We start from the raw sequence: 19055 nt of genomic DNA, 5'->3' as shown, positions 1-19055 counted from the left end.
ACCAAACAACCCCTCTTCAAGGAGCAATCGTGGCGCGCGAGAACGCGGCTCCCCTTTCCCTCCCGACGACCCACCAGGAGCTGATCTCCTGGGTGGACGAGATCGCAGCGATCACCGAGCCGGACCAGGTCGTCTGGTGCGACGGCTCCGAGGCCGAGTACGAGCGCCTGTGCGCGGAGCTCGTCGCCAAGGGCACGTTCAAGAAGCTGGACGAGGGCAAGCGACCCAACTCGTACTACGCCGCCTCCGACCCGTCCGACGTCGCGCGCGTCGAGGACCGGACCTTCATCTGCTCCGAGAAGGAGGAGGACGCGGGCCCGACCAACCACTGGAAGGCCCCCGCGGAAATGCGGGAGATCTTCGCCGGGCAGGAAGGTATCTTCCGCGGCTCCATGAAGGGCCGGACGATGTACGTCGTCCCGTTCTGCATGGGCCCCCTCGGCTCCGAGCTCTCCGCGATCGGCGTCGAGATCACCGACTCCGCCTACGTCGCCGTCGCCATGCGCACCATGACCCGCATGGGCAAGCCCGTCCTCGACGAGCTCGGCACCGACGGTTTCTTCGTCAAGGCCGTCCACACCCTCGGTGCTCCGCTCGCCGAGGGCCAGGCCGACGTGGCGTGGCCGTGCAACACCACCAAGTACATCTCGCACTTCCCGGAGACCCGCGAGATCTGGTCCTTCGGATCGGGCTACGGCGGCAACGCCCTGCTCGGCAAGAAGTGCTACGCCCTGCGCATCGCGTCCGTCATGGCGCGCGACGAGGGCTGGCTCGCCGAGCACATGCTGATCCTCAAGCTCACCCCGCCGCAGGGTGAGGCGAAGTACGTCGCCGCCGCGTTCCCTAGCGCCTGCGGCAAGACGAACCTGGCCATGCTGGAGCCCACGATCCCCGGCTGGACGGTCGAGACCATCGGCGACGACATCGCCTGGATGCGCTTCGGCGAGGACGGTCGCCTGTACGCGATCAACCCCGAGGCCGGCTTCTTCGGCGTCGCCCCCGGCACCGGCGAGCACACCAACGCCAACGCCATGAAGACCATGTACGCGAACACCGTCTTCACCAACGTCGCGCTCACCCCGGACGGCTCCGACGTCTGGTGGGAGGGCATGACCGAAGAGGCGCCCGCGCACCTCGTCGACTGGAAGGGCAACGCCTGGACCCCGGAGTCCGGGACCCCGGCGGCCCACCCCAACGCCCGCTTCGCCGTCCCGGCCTCCCAGTGCCCGACGATCGCCCCCGAGTGGGAGGACCCCAAGGGCGTCCCGATCTCCGCGATCCTCTTCGGCGGCCGCCGCGCCTCCGCCGTCCCGCTGGTCACCGAGTCCTTCGACTGGAACCACGGCGTCTTCATCGGCTCGAACATCGCCTCCGAGAAGACCGCCGCCGCCGAGGGCAAGGTCGGCGAGCTGCGCCGCGACCCGTTCGCCATGCTGCCGTTCTGCGGCTACAACATGGGCGACTACATGGGCCACTGGGTCGACGTGGCCAAGGGCAAGGACCAGTCCAAGCTCCCGAAGATCTACTACGTGAACTGGTTCCGCAAGAACGACGCGGGCAAGTTCGTGTGGCCCGGATTCGGCGAGAACAGCCGCGTCCTGAAGTGGATCGTCGAGCGCCTCGACGGCAAGGCCGCCGGCGTCGAGACCGCCATCGGCATCCTGCCCACCAAGGACTCCCTCGACCTGGACGGCCTGGACCTCCCCGAGGCGGACCTGGACTTCCTGCTCACCGTCGACAAGGAGGTCTGGCGCGACGAGGCCTCCCTGGTCCCGGAGCACCTGAACACCTACGGCGACCACACTCCCAAGGAGCTGTGGGACCAGTACCACGCGCTCGTCGAGCGCCTGGGCTGAAAGACCTGCCCGGAGCGGACTCCGGGCACCTGAGTGTGGGAGCCCCCGACCAAGCGGTTCCCACCGCTGCACCGGCCGAAGCCTGTCAGGAGTGTTGTCCGCGCTCCTCCAGGTAGGCCGTGTGCGTCTGCTGACGGCGGGCCTCTGCTTCGCGGAGGCCCGCCGTCAGGCGTTCCGCCTCCTCGTGCAGCAGCGACAGCTGCCGCTCCAGGTGGCGTTCCGGCGACTCCCCGCCGGGCGTGAGCCGGGTCCACCAGCGCGTCCGGTTGTACGTGTCCACGCACTCCGGGACGTCCAGCCCGATCGCCCGCGACAGCGCGTGCACCGAATCCGGGTCGGCGGCCAGCACATCGGCCACCCACCCCGGCTCCAGCAGCGCCCCGTACAGCTCCATCAGTTCCGCGAGCCGGCCCTCGGCCGGATCCGGCAGCTCCACCTCCGCCACGTACTCCCGCAGCCGGGCGAACCGCTCCCGTATGTCGTCCAGTTGCTGCGAGGGCCCGCGCGGCTCGGGCGGCGCCGGCCGCTCCGGCGGGGCGATCAGCGCGCCCGCGCCGTACAACCCCGCCACGACCACCGGCCAGTACGTGCCCGCCACCCCGGTGACGGTCAGGCCGAGCCCGACCACCCCGCAGGCGCTGCCCGCCAGGTTCTTCCCCGACTCCAGGTAGCCGAGGAGACGCGTGCGCAGCGCCCTCGCGACGGACCTACTGGTAGCCACGGATCTCCTCGAAGGCTCCGTCCAGCGAACCGTTGCCGTCGGTGGCGTCGAAGAGCCGCCCGCCGGTCAGTTCGGTGATGTGGGTGAGCTCCTTGCGGTCCGAGTCCCCGAACAGCACCGCGAAGACCGGAGTGTGCTTCCGGGCGTCCGGCAGCCCCGCGTAGAAGGAGTCGAAGTCCTTCGCCTCGTCGCCGCTCTGCCCGTCCGTCATCAGCACGATCGAGGTGAACGCGTCCGCGTTGCCCTGGCCCAGGTGCTCGTACGCGGCCTTCAGACTGCCGTACACCGCCGTACCGCCCTCCGGCCGCAGCGACTTCACATCGCCCCGGATCGCATCCAGCGCGGGCCCCGGATTGCCCGGCTCGACGACGTGCGTCAGCACCTTCTTCACCTTGTCGCCGAACGGCAGGAGCGTCACCTCCTCACGGTCCCGGAACCGCTGACCGGTCCCCGAATCACCCGTCCCCGTCAGCTCGGTGAGCGCCGAGCGCAGCCGCCCGATGCGGTCCTGCTCCTCCATCGAGCCCGAGGTGTCCAGCACGTACACCGTGCGCGAGGGCCGGCGCAGCTCGTTCTCGTACGAGGCCAGCAGCCCGTCCGCCACCGAGCGGGTGCCCGGGAAAGGCAGCTCGCGCCGCTTGTCCGCGTTCAGCCCGGCGGCGGGCTGCACCCCGGCCGTGACCGGCCGGCGGAAGGTCTTCTCGGTGATCGCCTTCTGGGCCTCGGCGCCGCTGAGGTAGTCGGTCAGGGCCCGCCCCGACTCGCGGGCCCCGGCCGGGGCCGAGGTCAGCAGGGTCAGCGGGTAGTGCGCGGTGACCACCCCGTCACGTGGCCGGATCACCGTCAGACCCGCCTTCGCGGCGCGGTTCATGGACAGCAGCACGGACTCGTAGTTCACCAGCGCGTCCACGTCCCCGCGCTTGGCGTACGCCGTGGCCAGCCAGCCGGAGGAGCCCGAGGTCAGCTTCTGCCCGGCGAAGAACTCCTTCAGCTTGGGCTGCGCCGTCCTCACGTCCGCGTCGGTCAGCGCCGCCTGCGCCCCCGACAGCCCGGAGGCCACCGAGACCAGCGCGGAGAAACCGGAGTTGGAGCGAACCGGGTCGGTCATCCCGTACGTCAGCTTCCCGGCGGCGACGGCCTCGTGCACCGCCGACCAGGTCACCTCCTCCGGCTTCCAGCCGAGCCGGGCCAGCGCCTGCGCCCGGACGCCCAGCGCGACCGGAGAGGACATCACCGACGTCTCGCTGCTGAGCTTCCCGGCGGCCTCGGGACGCAGCCGCAGGTAGTCGTTGGAGGACAGCCAGATGGCGTCGTACCTGCCGTCGGCCTTCCCGGAGGCCACCTGCTCGGCCGCGTCCAGGGTGCCGGACCAGGTGAGCTCGACGCCGACGCCCGTAGCGGCCTTCGCCGCCTTCAGCACCGGCTCCATGTCGGCCAGTTCGCTGGAGGCCAGCACCCGCAGCCTGCCCTCCTGGTACCTCGACTGCGTCGGCTTCGCCGGATCCGGAGAGCCGGCGTCGCAGGCCGAGGCCCCGAGCAGGGTCGCGGCGAGCGCGACCGCCGCGGCCAGCCGTCGCCGCACCGATGCGGTGCGCACGCCGCGGATGCCGCCGTTGCTCATCGGGGACCGCCTTCCAGCACGCCGGAGGTGCGCGTACGGGCCAGATGGGCCGAGGCGATCTGAAGCTCCCCGGTCAGGGACTCCACCGTGGCGGCCATGTTCTCGGTCGCCTGTGCCTTGAACGTGTCGATCGCGTCCAGGGTCTCGTAGATCTGCGCGAACGCCGTCCGCAGGGTCTCCGCGCCCACCGCCGGGTCGGCCGCGATCCGCTGGATCTCGCCGCTCTGCCGGGACAGCATGTCCGCGTTGCCCCGGATCAGCTCCTCGGTCGTCCCCTTCAGGGCGTTGACCTGCTCGATCACCTTGCTCTGGCTGTCCAGGGCCGAGGCCAGCATCACGGCGATCCGCAGCGCGGACACGGTGGTGGTGGCGGCCCGGTCGACGCCCTTGATCAGCTCGTCGTTGTTGCGCCGGACCACGTCCATCGCCAGGTAGCCCTGCGCGCAGACCGCCAGCTGGGTCAGCAGGTCCTGGTGCTTCTGACGGACCGGGAAGAGCAGGTCGGCGCGCATCACGTCGGCCGCCGCCGGGTCGGTGTGCCCGGTCTCGGCGATCCGCTCCTCCACGGCCGTGTCCAGGGCCTGCGTGAGGACCGCGTACTCCTGGAGCTTGCCCATGGTCTCCCACAGGCGGGCCCGCTCGGTGTGCAGGGCCGCGTTGTCGCGGCGCAGCTCGTCCTGGCCGCTGCGCAGCGCGCCCACGATGCTGTTCAGCGTGGCCTGCGACGAGGCGTACTTGGCCACGTGGTCGCGGAACTTGTTGCCGCCCGGCAGCTTCGCCAGCAGCCTGCGGGCCCCCTTGGCGGGCGTGTCCCGCGGGTCGAGGTCCTGGACGGTGCGGCGCAGTTCGACCAGGGAGCCCGCGACGCGGGCCTGGGCGCCGCCGCCCCCCTCGGAGCCGAGCGACCGTACGGCCCGGTCGAGCATCCGGTTGGACTGCTGGGCGGCGCTGCGGATGTCGCCGGCGCCGAGCCCGGATATCTCCCCGACGCGGCTCGCGAACTCGGGGGAGCGCGTGTCGACTCCGGCGAGGGAGCCGACGTACTCCCCGGCCCGGCGGGCCATCTCTTCGCGCACCCCGTCCTGGAGCGGGACGAGGCCCGAGGCCTGCTCCCGCTCGACGGGGGCGACGGGCTCGGGGGCGGTGAGGACGAGCGGGCTCTCCTCGGGTGGTGTCAGAGTCATGTGCGAAGGCCCCCCTAGCCCTTGGCGCGCGCTGCGAGCGCCATGAGGATCTTGACGGTCGGTGCGCTGACCTGGCGGATGCCGGTCAGCTCCGGGTTGAGGTACGCGGCGTGCGATGCGGTGGCCGCGGTGAACTCGGGCACTCCGTTCTGCGGCCGGAACCCGTGCCGGACGGCCAGCTCGCGCAGTTTCGGGTCGTTGGCGAGGAGGGAGCCGAGCTCCTTGGCGTTCTCGCTGATCGGCACGAAGGTGTGCGGGGAGTTGACGGTGGTGTCCGGGTAGAGGACCACCATGTTGTCGGCGGCACCCGTTTCCGGCTTCTGCTGGAGCAGTGAGGCCACCTGGGACTCGTACGCCAGGATCAGCGGCTCGCCGCTGCCGGAGATGAAGGCCCGGAACGGGTCGTCGGTGCTCGGCTCCAGGGCGCCCTGGACGCGGATCAGCTTCTGCATCAGGGGCGCGGTGCGGTCGATGCCGGCGTCGTCGGAGACCACCGTCTTGTCGTTGGCCACGTTCGAGGCGGCGGCCAGGAACAGGGCCCCGGAGTTCGACGTCGCCGGATCGGTGGTCTTGATGAACACCGTGCCGGTCAGCTCGGCGAACGCGGCGGAGCCGGTCAGCTGCTGCCACTTGCGGTCCTCGGCGGCCGCCTTGAGGTAGGACCCCATCAGGAGGGTCCCCGAGTTCTTGCCGGTCATCTTGGCGAGGCCGTTGTCGGCGAGCACCTTGGCGGCGTTGGCGCGGGCGATGACCACGAGCGGGGAGAAGAACGGCTTCGTGGTCTGGGCGCCCTTGACGCCGGCCGCCGCCTCGATCTCCGGGGCGGGCTCGCTGCTGCCGGGGAAGGCGAAGTCGAACTCCTTGAGGGCGAGCTGGTCCATCGCCCAGGAGCCCGAGGTTTCGGTCTTCACGGTGTAGCCCTTGTCGGCCAGGGCTTTGACGACGTCAGGGTCCCGGAAGTATTCGGACTTCTCGGAGCCGATGACGCCCTTCACGGTCTTCGTTGCCGTGGACGGGGTCTTCTCTCCTCCCGCGAGCGCGACGGCGATCACGCCGCCGAGGAGGAGGACCGCCAGGGCGATACCTAGGATGCGTCTCACGGGTGCAGAGTGCTCGCGGAAACCCACATTCCGCGTCAAGTTGAATGAACGTCAGGTGTCCAGGCGGTCCCACTTCGAAATGCTGTGTGGATCGGCCGGTGCTGGCAGGCGGGGCGGCGGGCCGGGAGGATCGTCCCATGGGCGTGAGCGCGTTGAAGTGGCAGGGCTGGGCGGTCGGCCTGACGGTCCTGGCCGGCCTGCTGGTGTTCGCCCCGCTGGGCCTGTACGTGTGGGCCAGCGGCGAACCGGGCGCGGCGCCGCCGCGGCCGGCGGTGGAGGACGTACGGGTCACGGGCTGCCGGATCGACCCCGGCAGCCACCGCGTGGTGGCGACGGTGGAGGTGAGCGGCCGCGCCGAGGGCAGGGGTGCGTACGTGGTCACGGTCGAGTTCCGCGAAAGGGCCACCCCGGATCCGGCCGTCGCCCGCGCGCCCCAGGCCCTGGTGAGACTCCCGGGGGTGGACCCGGCCGCCACGGAACACGCGGAGGCGCTGGGCCCGATCTGGCCGGTGTCGAAGACGCCTTGGTGCGGGGTCGCGGCGGCGGAGTTCACTCCGGCGGAAGCCGGACCGGCCGGACCGGCCGGACCGGCCGGACCCGTCGGATAGGAGGTGGCGCCCGGTCCGGAGCCTCCGCGGCCCCGGACCGGGGCCGATCAGAGGCTGCCGGCCAGGTCCCGCGAGGCCAGTGCAGCGGCATGCGCGTCCATGCGCTCGGCGGCGAGGATCGCGACCGTGGTGTCGGCGCGCGACGCGGCGACGACCAGCGCCCGCCCCGCGAGGTCGTGCGCCCGCCGGTGCAGGGCGCCGAGCTCGCCGGCGTCCGTGACGTCGGCGCGGGCTCCCCGCGCCGGATCGGAGCCGCGCAGCCGCGCGACCTGCGCGGCGATCCGCGCGGCGGCGCCGTCGAGGCCGAGTCCGTCCGTGACGGCGAGCAGGGCCGCCAGGTGCCCGGCGAGCTGGATGTCCAGCGCCTCGGCGCGGCTGCTGTGCGGGTACCCGGAGTGGCTGTCGGAGTGGTGGCCGCCCGTACGGTGGACGACCGACTTCGTGCGGATCGGCTCGTACATGAGGAGGCCTCCTGCGTGGTCAGGAGGCCATCCTACATTGGATCGGTTCTAAAGTTGTGCTGGATCCGGCAACGAGTGCCGCCGTACCGGTTACGGCTGGCCGTAGCCGTCCAGGAACTTCCCGATCCGGGTCACCGCGTCCGCCAGGTCCGTGGCGTTCGGCAGCGTCACGATCCGGAAGTGGTCGGGCTCGGGCCAGTTGAAGCCCGTACCGTGCACCACCATGATCTTCTCGGCCCGCAGCAGGTCGAGGACCATCTGCCGGTCGTCCTTGATCTTGTAGACGGCCGGGTCCAGCTTCGGGAACAGGTACAGCGCGCCCTTCGGCTTCACGCAGGTGATGCCGGGGATCTGCGTCAGCAGGTCGTACGCCGTGTCGCGCTGCTCCAGCAGGCGCCCGCCCGGAAGGACCAGGTCGTTGATCGACTGCCGGCCGCCCAGCGCGGTCGCGACGGCGTGCTGCGAGGGCATGTTCGCGCACAGCCGCATGTTGGCCAGGATCGTCAGGCCCTCGATGTACGACGAGGCGTGCTTCTTGGGGCCGCAGACCGCCATCCAGCCGGCCCGGTAGCCGGCGACGCGGTAGTTCTTGGACAGCCCGTTGAACGTGAGCGTCAGCAGGTCGGGCGCGATGGCGGCGGTGTTGGTGTGCGTGGCGCCGTCGTACAGGATCCGGTCGTAGATCTCGTCGGAGCAGACGATCAGGTTGTGGCGGCGGGCGATGTCGGTGAGCCCGCGCAGCATCTCGTCGTCGTAGACGGCGCCGGTCGGGTTGTTCGGGTTGATGATCACGATCGCGCGGGTGCGGTCGGTGACCTTGCGCTCGATGTCGGCGAGGTCCGGCATCCAGTCGGACTGCTCGTCGCAGCGGTAGTGCACGGCCGTGCCGCCGGCGAGGCTGACGGAGGCGGTCCACAGGGGGTAGTCCGGCGCCGGGACCAGCACCTCGTCGCCGTCGTCGAGCAGCGCCTGCATCGACATCTGGATCAGCTCGGAGACGCCGTTGCCGAGGTAGATGTCCTCGACGTCCAGCTCGATGCCCTTGGTCTGGTAGTGCTGCATGACCGCGCGGCGCGCGGAGAGCAGCCCCTTCGCGTCCCCGTACCCGTGGGCGTTGCCCAGGTTGCGGAGCATGTCCTCGAGGATCTCCGGCGGGCACTCGAAGCCGAAGGCCGCGGGGTTGCCGGTGTTCAGCTTGAGGATGCGATGACCTGCTGCTTCGAGCCGCATGGCCTCTTCGAGCACGGGCCCGCGGATCTCGTAGCAGACGTTGGCGAGTTTCGTTGACTGGATCACCTGCATGACGGGAGCTTACGGGCCGGGCGGCCGCTCCGCCGAGGTATTCGGGGCAGGAGTAGGGGGTGGATATGTCCCGTTTCGCATGATGGGACGGTGACGGCGCGCTCCGCCCTTGGAAACGGCGGCCACCGCGCCGCTGCCGCCTGCGGAATGTGTGGCTTCGGGAAGTGCCGGACGTGCGGTGTTGCACTCGTCACGTCGGGGGGTGCGTACGGGGCCTGAGTACGGGCATGAGTACGCGCACTCATGTGTCGCGGCGGGCCGCGGCGCAGGCTGGTCCCGGACGGTGGGTCGGGGGCGCGAGAGAGCGGGGGCGGAGCGGTGGAGTTCACGGTCGGCGGCATGGCGATCAGCACGGTGGGCACGGACGGCGACGACCGGGCGATCGAGTTCCTGGTCGCACCGCGGGGCGGGGAGGCCGGGGAGGGCGCCGGCGGTGGGGGCGGCGCGGAGGCCGAGGCCGCGCACTTCGCGATCCACCGCGAGCACGACCAGGGCTGGGAGGCCGCCCGCCTGACCATCGACCCGCTGTCGGGCAGCGTCCCGATCGCGGCGGTGGAATGGGCGATGGAATTCGCCCGCGAATACCTGTAGCCGCAGGACGCCCGGCCGGCCCGACCCCACCGACAACGGCGCCGGCGCCGTTGTCAGTGGCCGCCCGTAGGGTCGTGGGCGGGGGAAAGGGGCGGGGCATGGAGCAGCTTCGGATCGTCGCGGGGGACGCGACGGGCCCGCAGGCCAAGGGGCCGAAGATCATCGCGCACGTCTGCAACGACATCGGCGGCTGGGGCAAGGGCTTCGTCCTGGCGCTCTCGAAGCGCTGGCCCGGGCCCGAGAAGGATTTCCGGGCCTGGCACCGGGGGCGCAGCGGCAACGACTTCGGCCTCGGCGCGGTCCGGCTGGTCCAGGTGCGCCCGGACACGTGGGTGGCCAACATGGTCGCCCAGCGGGGCATACGCACGGGCAGCGGCGGCCCGCCCATCCGCTACGACGCGCTGGAGCGCTGCCTGGCGGCGCTCGGCGGGCACGCGCTCGCGCTCGACGCCTCGGTCCACATGCCCCGCATCGGCTGCGGTCTCGCCGGGGGCAAATGGTCCCGCGTCGAGCCGCTGGTCACCGAAGCCCTGTGCGCCCGGGGCGTGGCCGTCACCGTCTACGACCACGCCTGATCGCGCGACCACGCCTCAGCGCGGGCCCGGACGCCGGCCGGGCTACGAGGTGATGATCACCAGGGGGATCTCGCGGGGGGAGGCGGACACCTGGTAGTCGTCGAACAGGGGCCACAGGGCCGTCATCGCGGGCCAGTAGACCTCCCGCTCCACCGGGCGGGCCGTGCGGGCCGTGGCCTGGAAGACGGCCGGGCCGACCTGGAGGCGGACCTCCGGGTGGGCGGTCAGGTTCCGGTACCAGGCCGGGTGCTCCGGGGCGCCCCAGTGGGCCGCGAGCACGATGTGGCGGCCCCCGTCCTCGACGTAGATCAGCGGGGTCCGGGAGGTCCGGCCCGTGGCGCGGTCGAGCGTGGTGAGCAGGAGGGTGGGGACCCCGTGCCACAGGTGGCCGTCGAGTCCCGCGGTGGTCACGTAATCCCGTACGTGGTCCCGTTCGCGGCTCTGGCGCGGGTCGGTGGGGTGGTCCCAGTCGATGGTGAGCGTCTGCATGGCGGTGCCTCCGAAATCAGACCCCCGCGCGGCTTAACGATCCTTCACCGATTCTGGATGCGGTCGGTCCGCAAGCGCGCCGTGCGCCCATGGTCAGCCGCCGCCGTCCCCCTGCGGGCGCAACGACTCGCCGGGCACCCCGGACGCGGTGCCCGCCCGGATCGCGCTCGTGGCCGGACCGCACTTCTTCGGGCCCGCCGCCGTCCGCCACCGGCAGCGCTTCGCAGCGGCGCGTGCGGCCCCGGCCCGGGAGCGGCGCCGCCCCCGGCCGGGGCCACCAGCAGCTCCCCGGCGTCACCACCTAGGGGAGGTAGCGCTCGATGACCTGCGGACCCTCCTTCTCGATCAGCTGGCGCGCCTTCTCGAGCCGCTCCGGAGTCGGCTCCATGCCTTGCACCATCACGAGGTCCTCAGGGTCGTACGGCCGTTCCCCGCCGCTGAAGAGCTTGGCCGGCCGATTGGGCTGCTGGCCCGATTCACTGTCCATCGGGATACCTCCTCGGAATGCGCCTGCTTCCATGCCCCCCGGTTCCCTCATCCTCCGGCGCCGTCCCCATGAACGCACTTCGGACTCGTACCCTCCCCCCATGGACAAGATCGTTCCGCGGCTCGGGGCCGCCGCCACGCCGACCGCCCCCGCCCTCCTGCTGCGTCCGTGGCGGCCCGCCGACGTCGGTGAGCTGGCCGAGGCGTACCGGGACGCCGCCCTGCGCCGCTGGACGAGCGCCGCCGTCCACGACGGGGCGAGCGCGGCGCGGTGGGTCCGGGACCAGCAGCGGGGATGGGAGACGGGCAGCCGCCTCGCCTTCGCCGTCGTGGAGTCCCGGGCCGGCGGGGAAGGGGAAGGGGAAGAGGAGGGGCGCATACTCGGGCACGTGGTCCTCAAGGGCGCCGTCCCCGGAGCCGCGTCCGCCGAGGTCGGCTACTGGACCGCCGCCCACGCCCGCGGCCGGGACGTGGCACCGCGCGCCCTGCGGACGCTGACCGACTGGGCCTTCGCCACCTTCGGCGGCGGGGGGCTGGCGCGCCTGGAGCTCCTGCACCAGGTGGACAACCCGGCGTCGTGCCGCGTCGCGCAGAAATGCGGGTACGAGCTGACCGGGATCCTGGCCGCGGACCCGCCCGCCCACCCCGCCGACGGACACCTGCACGCGCGCGAGCGCGCTCTCTGACGTCCCGCCGCCGGTCGCGGCGCCCCACGTCGCGGCGCCCCACGTCGGGTCGCCCCACGTCGCGGCGCCCTACCGCGCTCTCTAGGCCGAGGCAACGGCCGCCAGCGCCGTCACGGCCGCTATCCCCGCGCAGATGCTCAGGTTCACCGTCCGGTGCTCCCAGAACACCGCGACGAACTCGCGGAGGGTGGCGCTCGGCCAGAAGTACGTGGCCGTCGGGGAACCGAGCACCTGGCCGTTGACCCCGGCCGTGCGGGCGGTCATCGCGGCCCGGAACGCGTGGAAGTTGTTGGTGACGACCACGCAGCGGTAGCCGGGGTTCGCGTCGGCCATGATCGTGTGGCTGAAGGCGAGGTTCTCCTTCGTCGTGGTCGAGCGGTCCTCCAGCCGTATCCCCTCCTCCGGGACGCCCCGCGTGATCAGCCAGTCGGCCATCGCCCGCGCCTCCGACAGCTTCTCGTCCGACCCCTGCCCGCCCGAGACCAGCAACATCGGTGCCCGCCCGCTGCGGGCCACCTGCGCGGCGTGGATCTGCCGGCCCTTCTCCAGCCGGGAAGCCAGCAGCGGCGACACCCGCTCGCCGCAGATGAGCCCGGAGCCCAGCATCACCACGTAGTCCACGTCGCCGCGCACGGTGATCCGCCCGTACAGGAAGGCGTACGCCAGGAAGCAGAGGAAGATGAAGGACACGTAGCCGACGAGCATGACCAGGCCCGCCACCAGCGTGTCCACGACGCGGGAGCCCCGCCCCGCCACCCCGAGGACCAGCGCGATCAGCGCGAAGATGCCCAGGCCCGCCGCCATGGAGAGCATGTTGGTCGGGCTGCGCCCCTCCTTGCGGACCATCGTCAGGCCGTTGCGGATCAGGTACCCGCCGAGGACGAGCGTGCCGAGCGTCGGAACGACCAGCACCAGCAGGACCGCGATCGCGTCCAGCGGTGACGGCAGTTCAGGTATCCGCAGCAGCAGGCCGATCGAACCGAACATGAGGGTGAGGCCCAGGAGGACCGCGTTCCGAAAGCGCCGGCGGTCCTCCCGCACACTCACGCAGAAGAGGACGAAAAACAGCGCGGCGGGGACAAAGGCGAGCATGCCGCCCATCGTAGGCGGGGCCGTCAACGCCCCCTGTACGGCGTCCTGCGGACCGACCGCCCCGCCAGGACGTCCGTCCGGCGCCCGTCCCGCATGACGAACCGTCCGTCGATCAGCACGTGCGGGATGCCGGCCGGCAGCACGCGCGGGTTCTCGTAGGTCGACCCGGCGGCGACCGTGTCCGGATCGAAGAGCACGAGGTCGGCCCGGTACCCGGCCCGCACCAACCCCCGGTCCGGGAGCCGCAGTCGGGCCGCCGGCCGGCCCGCGAGATGGGCCACGCACTCCTCCAGCGAGAGCACGCCGAGCTCGCGCACGTAGTGGCCCAGGTAGTGCGGGAAGGTCCCGTACGCCCGCGGATGTGGTTTCGCGCCCTGGAGGATCCCGTCGGAGCCGCCGGTGTGCACCCGGTGCCGCATGATCGCCCGGACGTTCTCCTCGTGCCCGACGTGCTGGAGGATCGTCGGCCCCAGCCGGTCCGCCAGCAGCAGCCGCCGGGCGCCCTCCCAGTCCCGCAGGCGCGTGCCCGCGTAGGCCCCGTGCGCGGGGTCCGCCGTCCCCGCGATCTCGATCGTCGCCCAGTCGACCGGGACGCCGTGGCAGCCGTCCGACCCGGTCACCTCCAGCGCGTACCGGATCCGCTCGGCCTCGGCGTCGTCGCGCAGCCGCGCGAGCACCGCCTGCGGCCCGCCCTCGTTCGCCCAGCCGGGCAGCAGCGCCACGAGGGTGGTGCAGCCGGGGGTGTACGGGTACGAGTCGAGGCTGATGTCGGCCCCGTCGGCGAGGGCCCGGTCGAGGAGGGAGAGCAGCTCGCCCGCCCGCCCCTCGTTCTCCGGGAAGTTCATGGTGGCGTGCGCGAGGTGCAGCGCGCATCCCGCGTCCCGGGCCAGAGCCACCATCTCGGCGTACGCGGCCTGCGCGCCGCGCCCGTACGAGCGGTGGTGCGGGCAGTAGTAGCCGCCGTACGAGGCCACCACCCGGCACAGCTCCGTCAGTTCGGCGCCGGACGCGTACATGCCGGGGGTGTAGGTGAGCCCCGAGGACATGCCGACCGCGCCCTGCGCGAGGCCCTCGGCGACGAGCGTCCGCATCCGGTCGAGCTCGGCTGGGGTCGCGGGGCGGTCGCCCCAGCCGAGGGCGTACGCGCGGACGGTGCCCTGCGGGACGAGGTACGCGGCGTTGACGGCGATGCCGGAGCGGTCGAGCCGGTCCAGGTACCCGCCCACGTCCCGCCAGTCGAACTCCACGTCCTCGCCCGCGCCGTTCCAGCCGGTGACGGCCGCCCGCACCTCGGCGAGGGTGCGGTCGTCGACGGGCGCGTACGAGAGCCCGTCCTGGCCCAGGACCTCGAGGGTCACGCCCTGCGCGGCCTTCGCGCTGTGGTCCGGGTCGCGGAGCAGGGCGAGGTCGCTGTGCGCGTGCATGTCGACGAAGCCGGGGGCCAGGGCGAGCCCGTACGCGTCGACGGTGTGCCGGCCGCCGGAGCGGATCCGGCCGATCTCGGCGATCCGGCCCTCGTGGACGCCCACGTCGGCGGTGTACGAGGGCCCGCCCGTGCCGTCGACGACGCGGGCCCCGCGGATGACCAGGTCCACCGGCGCGGCTCGGCTAGAAGAAGGTGCGGACGTAGTCGGTGACCGTGCCGTCGGCCTCGACGACCGGGATCAGCGGCCACTTCTCGAAGATCGTGCAGGGGTGGGACATGCCGAGCGCCACCCAGTCCCCGACGTTCACGTCGTCCGCGGAGTCCGTCTCCAGCCAGGCGTGCTGGTCGGACAGCTTGACCACGCGGACCCCGGCGGCCGGACGCTCCTCGCCGGTCAGCGCGTCGCGCACCAGCTCGGCCTCGGGCAGGCCGAGGTCGTACGCGATGTCCCGCTTGCCGGCGTTGACGAAGGCCTGCGTGGGGGAGGGGCGGGAGACGACCTGGGTCCAGAGCCGGAACGCGGGGCGCAGGCCGCCCTCCTCCGGGACCCGGTTGAAGGGGGTCAGGCGGGTGTACCAGCCGTGGTCGTGCGAGACGTACGCCCCGGAGCGCAGGAGCTTCAGCACCGGCCGCGAGAGCTCCGGGAGTTCGGCGAACACGTCGGCGACGGCGTCGAACCAGGCGGAGCCGCCGGCGCTGACGACGATCTCCTCGAGGTCGGTGGCGAACCGTCCGGCCCGGTCGAACTCCACGGCCAGCGCCGTGAGCCGGCGCAGGTACGCGTGGACGGATTCCGGATCGGCGCCGGGGACCTCGGCCTCGTACCCGGCGATGCCGACGAGGCGCAGGGCGGCGGACCCGGCCACGGCGTCGGCGACGGCCCGGCAGTCCTCGTCGGTCCGGGCGCCGGTGCGGGCGCCCTCGCCGGCCCCGAGCTCGACGACGACGTCGACGACCTGGGGCTGCCCCTGCAGGGCCCGGTCCATGAGCTGCACCCCGCGGACGGAGTCCACATAGCAGACGAAGCGGAAGCCGGGGTCGGCGGCGAGCTCGGCGGCCACCCAGCGCAGCGCGGCCGGGTCGACGAGCTCGTTGGCGAGGAAGATCCGGCGGATGCCGAAGGCGCGGTAGACGCGGGCCTGGTGGGGGACGGCGGCGGTGATGCCCCAGGCGCCGTGGTCGAGCTGGCGCCGGAACAGCTGCGGAGCCATGCAGGTCTTGCCGTGCGGGGCGAAGGCGAGGCCGTGGCGGGCGGCGTAGGTGCCGAGGGCGGTGAGGTTGTGCTCCAGCGCTTCGGCGTCGAGCGTGAGGACGGGGGTGGTGAACCCGCCGGAGTAGAGGTCCCGCTTCTCGGCGGCCAGTTGCCCGACGGTGAGGCCCGCCCGCTCGGCATCGGGCGGCAGCCCCTTGAAGCGGTGGTCGAGCGGTTCGTCGGCGAGCCGTCGGACTGCGTCGCTGCCCATGCGGATTCCTCCTCGCGTTGCATTCTCTGCAACGTGCGTTGCGTGTTGTGCCGCTTGCTGTCTAGCATCCTGCATACGAGGGGTCAACGGCCGGCCGCGTGTACGGGTTCCGGAAGGCCCGCGCGCCGCGGACGGCGACGGCAGCAGGGAAGGACGCGGCGTGAGCCAGTCGGTGGAGCGGGCTCTCGGCATCCTGCCGCTGCTCGCCAAGGGCGCGGCGGGTCTCGGGGAGGTCGCCGAGGAGCTCGGCGTGCACAAGAGCACCGCCCTGCGCCTCCTGCGCACCCTGCACGGGCACGGCTTCGTCTACCGCCAGCCCGACGGCCGCTACCGCCTCGGGGCCCAGCTCTTCGCGCTCGCCGCCGAGGCCGTCGAGAGCCTCGACGTCCGCACCGTCGCCCATCCCCACCTCGTCGAGCTCAACCGCCTCACCGGCCACACCGTGCACCTCGCCCTCCACCAGGACGACGAGGTCGTGTACATCGACAAGGTCGAGAGCCGCTACCCCGTCCGCATGTACTCCCGCATCGGCCGCCCCGTCCCCCTCACGGTCGCCGCCGTCGCGAAGCTGCTGCTCGCCGACCTCCCCGAGGCCGAGCGGCGCAGCCTCGCCGAGCGCATCGACTACCCCCGCCACACCGCCCGCTCCACCCCCGACGCACAGGCCTTCCTGCGCGAGCTGGCCCTCGTACGGGAACAGGGCTGGGCCACCGACCTCGGCGGGCACGAGGAGTCCGTCAACTGCCTCGGCGCGCCCGTGCGCGGACCGGGTGGCCGGGCCGTCGCCGCCCTGTCCGTGTCGGCGCCCAGCGTGGTCGTCACCGCCGAGGGACTGCTCGAACTGCTCCCCCTGGTCCTGCGCACCGCCGACACCATCAGCCGGGAGTACTCAGGCTCCCCGCACGTCCCACAGAACGACGAGGACACCCCGTGACCGAGAAGACCGCCATCACCCCCGACACCCACACCACCCCGCCGGCCCGCTTCTCGCACGGCGTGCGCAAGGGGAACATCCTCCAGGTCGCCGGCCAGGTCGGCTTCCTCCCGCACGTGGAAGGCCAGGCGCCCACCCCCGCCGGCCCGACCCTGCGCGAGCAGACCCTCCAGACGCTGGAGAACGTCCGCTCCGTACTGGAGGCAGGCGGCGCGGGCTGGGACGACGTGATGATGATCCGCGTCTACCTGACCGACACGGACCACTTCGCCGAGATGAACGCCCTGTACAACGCCTACTTCGAGGAGCAGGGCCTCAAGGAGGCCCCGGCCGCCCGCACCACGGTCTACGTGGGCCTCCCCGCGGGCCTCCTCATCGAGATCGACGCCCTCGCCGTGCTCGGCTGACCGGGTCTCAGAAGGGCCAGTTGACGCCCACCCACACCCCGATCGCGGAGACGGCGGCGGACCCCAGCCAGCCGATCAGCCGGGCGGGCCGCCGCCCCAGGCTCATCTCGAAGCCGCCGACGCGCAGCTCGAAGTACGGGCGGCGCGGGCGGGCGGCGGAACCCGACCCGGACTCGGGCTCGGGCTTGGACTTGGACGCGGGCTTGGACCTGGACGCGGACGGGTTCGGGGAAACGGGCATGGCGGGCTCCTTCACATCACGGCCGAGGCCTGTCCCCGACCGTGGGACCCCAGGCCAACACGGCAGGGCCCGACCTCGCTGATTCCGGGACGGTCCGGCCGCGTCCCGGACGGCGTCGCGGTGTCCCGGACGGTCCGGCTGCGTCCCGGACGGCACCGCTGCGTCCCGGAAACGGCCCGCGCCGTCCGGACGTCCGGGAGAATCGGCCCATGCACGACTCGTGGAGCCAATTCCATGCGGATCTGCGGTCCTTGAACGAAGCCGCCGATGTGCACTACAAGCCGATCGAGGACGCGGCCAAGGCGAGGGGCACCTCCCTGTCCACGTCGACCATCTCCTCACTGCTGGGCAAGGGGGAAACGAGGACCGGGAGGGACACCGGGAAGCTCGAGATCCTGGTCGAGATCCTGCTCGCGAACACGGCGGACGACCATCCGGCCGCCGCCCCCTGGCTGGACCAGAGGGCCTGGAAGGCCCGGTGGGAGGCGCTCGACGACCGGGACCGCGGCCGCGCCGCGCAGCCCCGGGCCAACGGAACCGAGGGGGTGTTCGGCTGGGACGACCCGCTCGGGGGACTCCGAGAGGGTGCCGGGATCGCCTGGCTGAAAGACCGGCACACATCTCGAATGGCCGCCGCCATCGGCGAGCTCGCGGCCCTGGGCATGTACCGCCAGGCCCGCGATGTCGCGTGGGAACTCCAGCGCAGCGTCCTGGGGACGCACGGGCCGCTGGATCCGGAGGCGCTGGCCGCCCGGCACGTGGCCGCGTACTGGGTCGGCGAGGCGGGAAACCGCCGGGCGGCCAGGGCCGCGACCGCCACGCTCCTGGCCGAGTGTCACGCGGCCCTCGGCGGGGAGCACGCACTCACGCGGCTCGCCCGGCTCCGGCTGGCGGCCTGGACGACGGCCGCGGACGACACGGCACAGGGGCGCCGGCTCTACCGGCAACTGGCCCGCGACGGCTCCGACGACCGCATCACCCTGCTTTCCCGGCTCGGCGGGGCCCGCGCGGCCAAGACGGTCGGCGAGATCGACGAAGCCGAGGACCAGCTGGCCCGCCTGATGCCGGACCTCGTGGCGGAGTACGAGGCGCACCACCCCGTGCTGTTCGCCGCCCGGATCCATGCGGCGCAGGCGCGCTGGAAGGGCACGCGCTCCGCCGCGCACGGCCGGCAGTCGCTGGAGCGCCTCGTCGCCGACGCGACGGAGCACCTGGGCCGGGCACACCCGCTGACGCTGAAGGCGCGGGCTCGTCACGCCAGGCTCGTCCATGCCGACGGGGACCCGCAGCGTTCGCTGGAACTGGCCGAGCAGACGCACATCGATGCTCTGAGCGTCCTGGGCGCGGACCATCCCTCCACCCTCGCCGCCGGCAACGTCCTGTCCGTCATCCTGGCGTCCGTCGACCTGCCCGCCGCCTGGGCGCTGCTCGGGCAGCTGTGTGAACAGGCCAAGCGCGCGCTGGGCGACGAGTCCCGTGTCACCCTGGGCATCCGCCACAACCTGGCCGTCGTGACGCACCACGAGGACCCCCGGGCGGCCAGGGCGCTGTACGAAGAGGTGCGGGACGCCCGGACCCGGGTGCTGGGTGCCGAACACCCCCACACCCTGCTGACCAGGACGGCCCTCGCCTACGCGGTGCTGGCACTCGACGGCGCGGACGCCGCCCGGCCGCTCCTCGAAGAGATCCACTGTGCGCGCGTCCGGGTACTCGGCCCCGCACACCCGGACGTCGAGGTCACGGGCGAGCTCCTGCGGATCGCGGGGCAGGCGGCGCCCGCCCTCCCGGGCGGGCGCTCCGAAGGCTGACGGG

The 19055-nt window shown here is 72.5% G+C and carries 20 protein-coding genes; 8 read left to right on the top strand and 12 right to left on the bottom strand.

Features of this window, described 5'->3' with window-relative positions; all coding sequences use genetic code 11:
• Window positions 1-29: 29 nt before the first annotated feature.
• Window positions 30-1856: a phosphoenolpyruvate carboxykinase (GTP) gene (locus tag ACFY1T_RS02210; RefSeq protein ID WP_390786612.1), complete on the top strand. Its 1827-nt coding sequence runs from the start codon at window positions 30-32 to the stop codon at window positions 1854-1856.
• Window positions 1857-1941: 85 nt separating this feature from the next.
• Here ACFY1T_RS02210 and ACFY1T_RS02205 read toward each other — a convergent pair whose 3' ends face one another.
• Genes ACFY1T_RS02205 through ACFY1T_RS02190 form a run of 4 tightly spaced genes read right to left on the bottom strand, consistent with a single transcriptional unit; the run spans window position 1942 to window position 6482 of the window.
• Window positions 1942-2577: a hypothetical protein gene (locus tag ACFY1T_RS02205; protein ID WP_390786611.1), complete on the bottom strand. Its 636-nt coding sequence runs from the start codon at window positions 2575-2577 to the stop codon at window positions 1942-1944.
• Window positions 2564-4198 (bottom strand): substrate-binding domain-containing protein, encoded by a 1635-nt coding sequence (locus tag ACFY1T_RS02200; protein ID WP_390786610.1) that lies wholly within the window; start codon window positions 4196-4198, stop codon window positions 2564-2566. The genes ACFY1T_RS02205 and ACFY1T_RS02200 overlap by 14 nt, the downstream gene beginning before the upstream one ends.
• Window positions 4195-5382 (bottom strand): toxic anion resistance protein, encoded by a 1188-nt coding sequence (locus ACFY1T_RS02195; protein ID WP_390786609.1) that lies wholly within the window; start codon window positions 5380-5382, stop codon window positions 4195-4197. The genes ACFY1T_RS02200 and ACFY1T_RS02195 overlap by 4 nt, the downstream gene beginning before the upstream one ends.
• Before the next feature lie 14 nt (window positions 5383-5396).
• Entirely contained in the window at window positions 5397-6482 is a 1086-nt protein-coding gene (locus ACFY1T_RS02190; RefSeq protein WP_390786608.1) for a hypothetical protein, read from the bottom strand.
• Window positions 6483-6625: 143 nt separating this feature from the next.
• Here ACFY1T_RS02190 and ACFY1T_RS02185 point away from each other — a divergent pair, with 143 nt between their 5' ends.
• Window positions 6626-7090: a hypothetical protein gene (locus ACFY1T_RS02185; RefSeq protein WP_390786607.1), complete on the top strand. Its 465-nt coding sequence runs from the start codon at window positions 6626-6628 to the stop codon at window positions 7088-7090.
• Window positions 7091-7137: 47 nt separating this feature from the next.
• Here the strand turns inward: ACFY1T_RS02185 and ACFY1T_RS02180 are convergent, their stop codons facing one another.
• Together ACFY1T_RS02180 and ACFY1T_RS02175 are read right to left on the bottom strand one after the other, a co-directional pair.
• Window positions 7138-7551 carry a hypothetical protein gene (locus ACFY1T_RS02180; RefSeq protein WP_390786606.1) on the bottom strand — a complete coding sequence of 138 codons (414 nt, stop codon included), beginning with the start codon at window positions 7549-7551 and terminating at the stop codon, window positions 7138-7140.
• A 90-nt stretch (window positions 7552-7641) separates the two neighbouring features.
• Window positions 7642-8853 (bottom strand): pyridoxal phosphate-dependent aminotransferase, encoded by a 1212-nt coding sequence (locus ACFY1T_RS02175; protein WP_030867270.1) that lies wholly within the window; start codon window positions 8851-8853, stop codon window positions 7642-7644.
• Between the two features lie 339 nt (window positions 8854-9192).
• Between ACFY1T_RS02175 and ACFY1T_RS02170 the strand changes: the two genes are divergently transcribed.
• Together ACFY1T_RS02170 and ACFY1T_RS02165 are read left to right on the top strand one after the other, a co-directional pair.
• The gene (locus ACFY1T_RS02170; RefSeq protein WP_390786605.1) at window positions 9193-9444 is read left to right on the top strand and encodes a hypothetical protein; all 252 of its coding nucleotides are present in this window, start codon (window positions 9193-9195) and stop codon (window positions 9442-9444) included.
• 98 nt (window positions 9445-9542) lie between these two features.
• Complete coding sequence (locus ACFY1T_RS02165) at window positions 9543-10019, top strand: macro domain-containing protein (protein ID WP_390786604.1); 477 nt, start codon at window positions 9543-9545, stop codon at window positions 10017-10019.
• A 42-nt stretch (window positions 10020-10061) separates the two neighbouring features.
• On the opposite strand, the gene ACFY1T_RS02160 is transcribed toward ACFY1T_RS02165, so the two are convergent.
• Both ACFY1T_RS02160 and ACFY1T_RS02155 read right to left on the bottom strand, forming a co-directional pair.
• On the bottom strand, window positions 10062-10508 hold the full coding sequence (locus ACFY1T_RS02160; RefSeq protein WP_390786603.1) for a nitroreductase family deazaflavin-dependent oxidoreductase: 447 nt from the start codon (window positions 10506-10508) through the stop codon (window positions 10062-10064).
• 301 nt (window positions 10509-10809) lie between these two features.
• Window positions 10810-10995 carry a hypothetical protein gene (locus tag ACFY1T_RS02155; protein ID WP_030159484.1) on the bottom strand — a complete coding sequence of 62 codons (186 nt, stop codon included), beginning with the start codon at window positions 10993-10995 and terminating at the stop codon, window positions 10810-10812.
• 100 nt (window positions 10996-11095) lie between these two features.
• On the opposite strand from ACFY1T_RS02155, the gene ACFY1T_RS02150 reads away from it, so the two are divergent.
• A complete protein-coding gene (locus tag ACFY1T_RS02150) occupies window positions 11096-11680 on the top strand; it encodes a GNAT family N-acetyltransferase (RefSeq protein ID WP_390786602.1) in 585 nt (194 codons plus the stop codon).
• Window positions 11681-11761: 81 nt separating this feature from the next.
• Here the strand turns inward: ACFY1T_RS02150 and ACFY1T_RS02145 are convergent, their stop codons facing one another.
• From ACFY1T_RS02145 to ACFY1T_RS02135, 3 genes are read right to left on the bottom strand one after another with little or no spacing between them, the layout of a single operon-like run.
• On the bottom strand, window positions 11762-12772 hold the full coding sequence (locus ACFY1T_RS02145) for a YdcF family protein (protein ID WP_390786601.1): 1011 nt from the start codon (window positions 12770-12772) through the stop codon (window positions 11762-11764).
• Between the two features lie 23 nt (window positions 12773-12795).
• On the bottom strand, window positions 12796-14367 hold the full coding sequence (locus ACFY1T_RS02140) for an amidohydrolase family protein (RefSeq protein ID WP_390786600.1): 1572 nt from the start codon (window positions 14365-14367) through the stop codon (window positions 12796-12798).
• 13 nt (window positions 14368-14380) lie between these two features.
• Complete coding sequence (locus tag ACFY1T_RS02135; protein WP_390786599.1) at window positions 14381-15661, bottom strand: amino acid deaminase; 1281 nt, start codon at window positions 15659-15661, stop codon at window positions 14381-14383.
• Between the two features lie 160 nt (window positions 15662-15821).
• Between ACFY1T_RS02135 and ACFY1T_RS02130 the strand changes: the two genes are divergently transcribed.
• Window positions 15822-16595 carry an IclR family transcriptional regulator gene (locus ACFY1T_RS02130; RefSeq protein WP_390786598.1) on the top strand — a complete coding sequence of 258 codons (774 nt, stop codon included), beginning with the start codon at window positions 15822-15824 and terminating at the stop codon, window positions 16593-16595.
• A complete protein-coding gene (locus tag ACFY1T_RS02125) occupies window positions 16592-17002 on the top strand; it encodes a RidA family protein (RefSeq protein WP_390786597.1) in 411 nt (136 codons plus the stop codon). Before ACFY1T_RS02130 ends, ACFY1T_RS02125 begins: the two co-directional genes overlap by 4 nt.
• Before the next feature lie 7 nt (window positions 17003-17009).
• Here ACFY1T_RS02125 and ACFY1T_RS02120 read toward each other — a convergent pair whose 3' ends face one another.
• On the bottom strand, window positions 17010-17243 hold the full coding sequence (locus ACFY1T_RS02120) for a hypothetical protein (protein ID WP_390786596.1): 234 nt from the start codon (window positions 17241-17243) through the stop codon (window positions 17010-17012).
• A 251-nt stretch (window positions 17244-17494) separates the two neighbouring features.
• On the opposite strand from ACFY1T_RS02120, the gene ACFY1T_RS02115 reads away from it, so the two are divergent.
• On the top strand, window positions 17495-19051 hold the full coding sequence (locus ACFY1T_RS02115) for a tetratricopeptide repeat protein (protein ID WP_390786595.1): 1557 nt from the start codon (window positions 17495-17497) through the stop codon (window positions 19049-19051).
• Window positions 19052-19055 lie beyond the last annotated feature (4 nt).

The sequence above is a fragment of the Streptomyces sp. NPDC001194 genome, assembly GCF_042896985.1.
Lineage (GTDB): Bacteria > Actinomycetota > Actinomycetes > Streptomycetales > Streptomycetaceae > Streptomyces.
The sequence above is the reverse complement of the archived record's forward strand: the minus strand, read 5'-3'. Positions and strand labels throughout refer to the sequence as shown.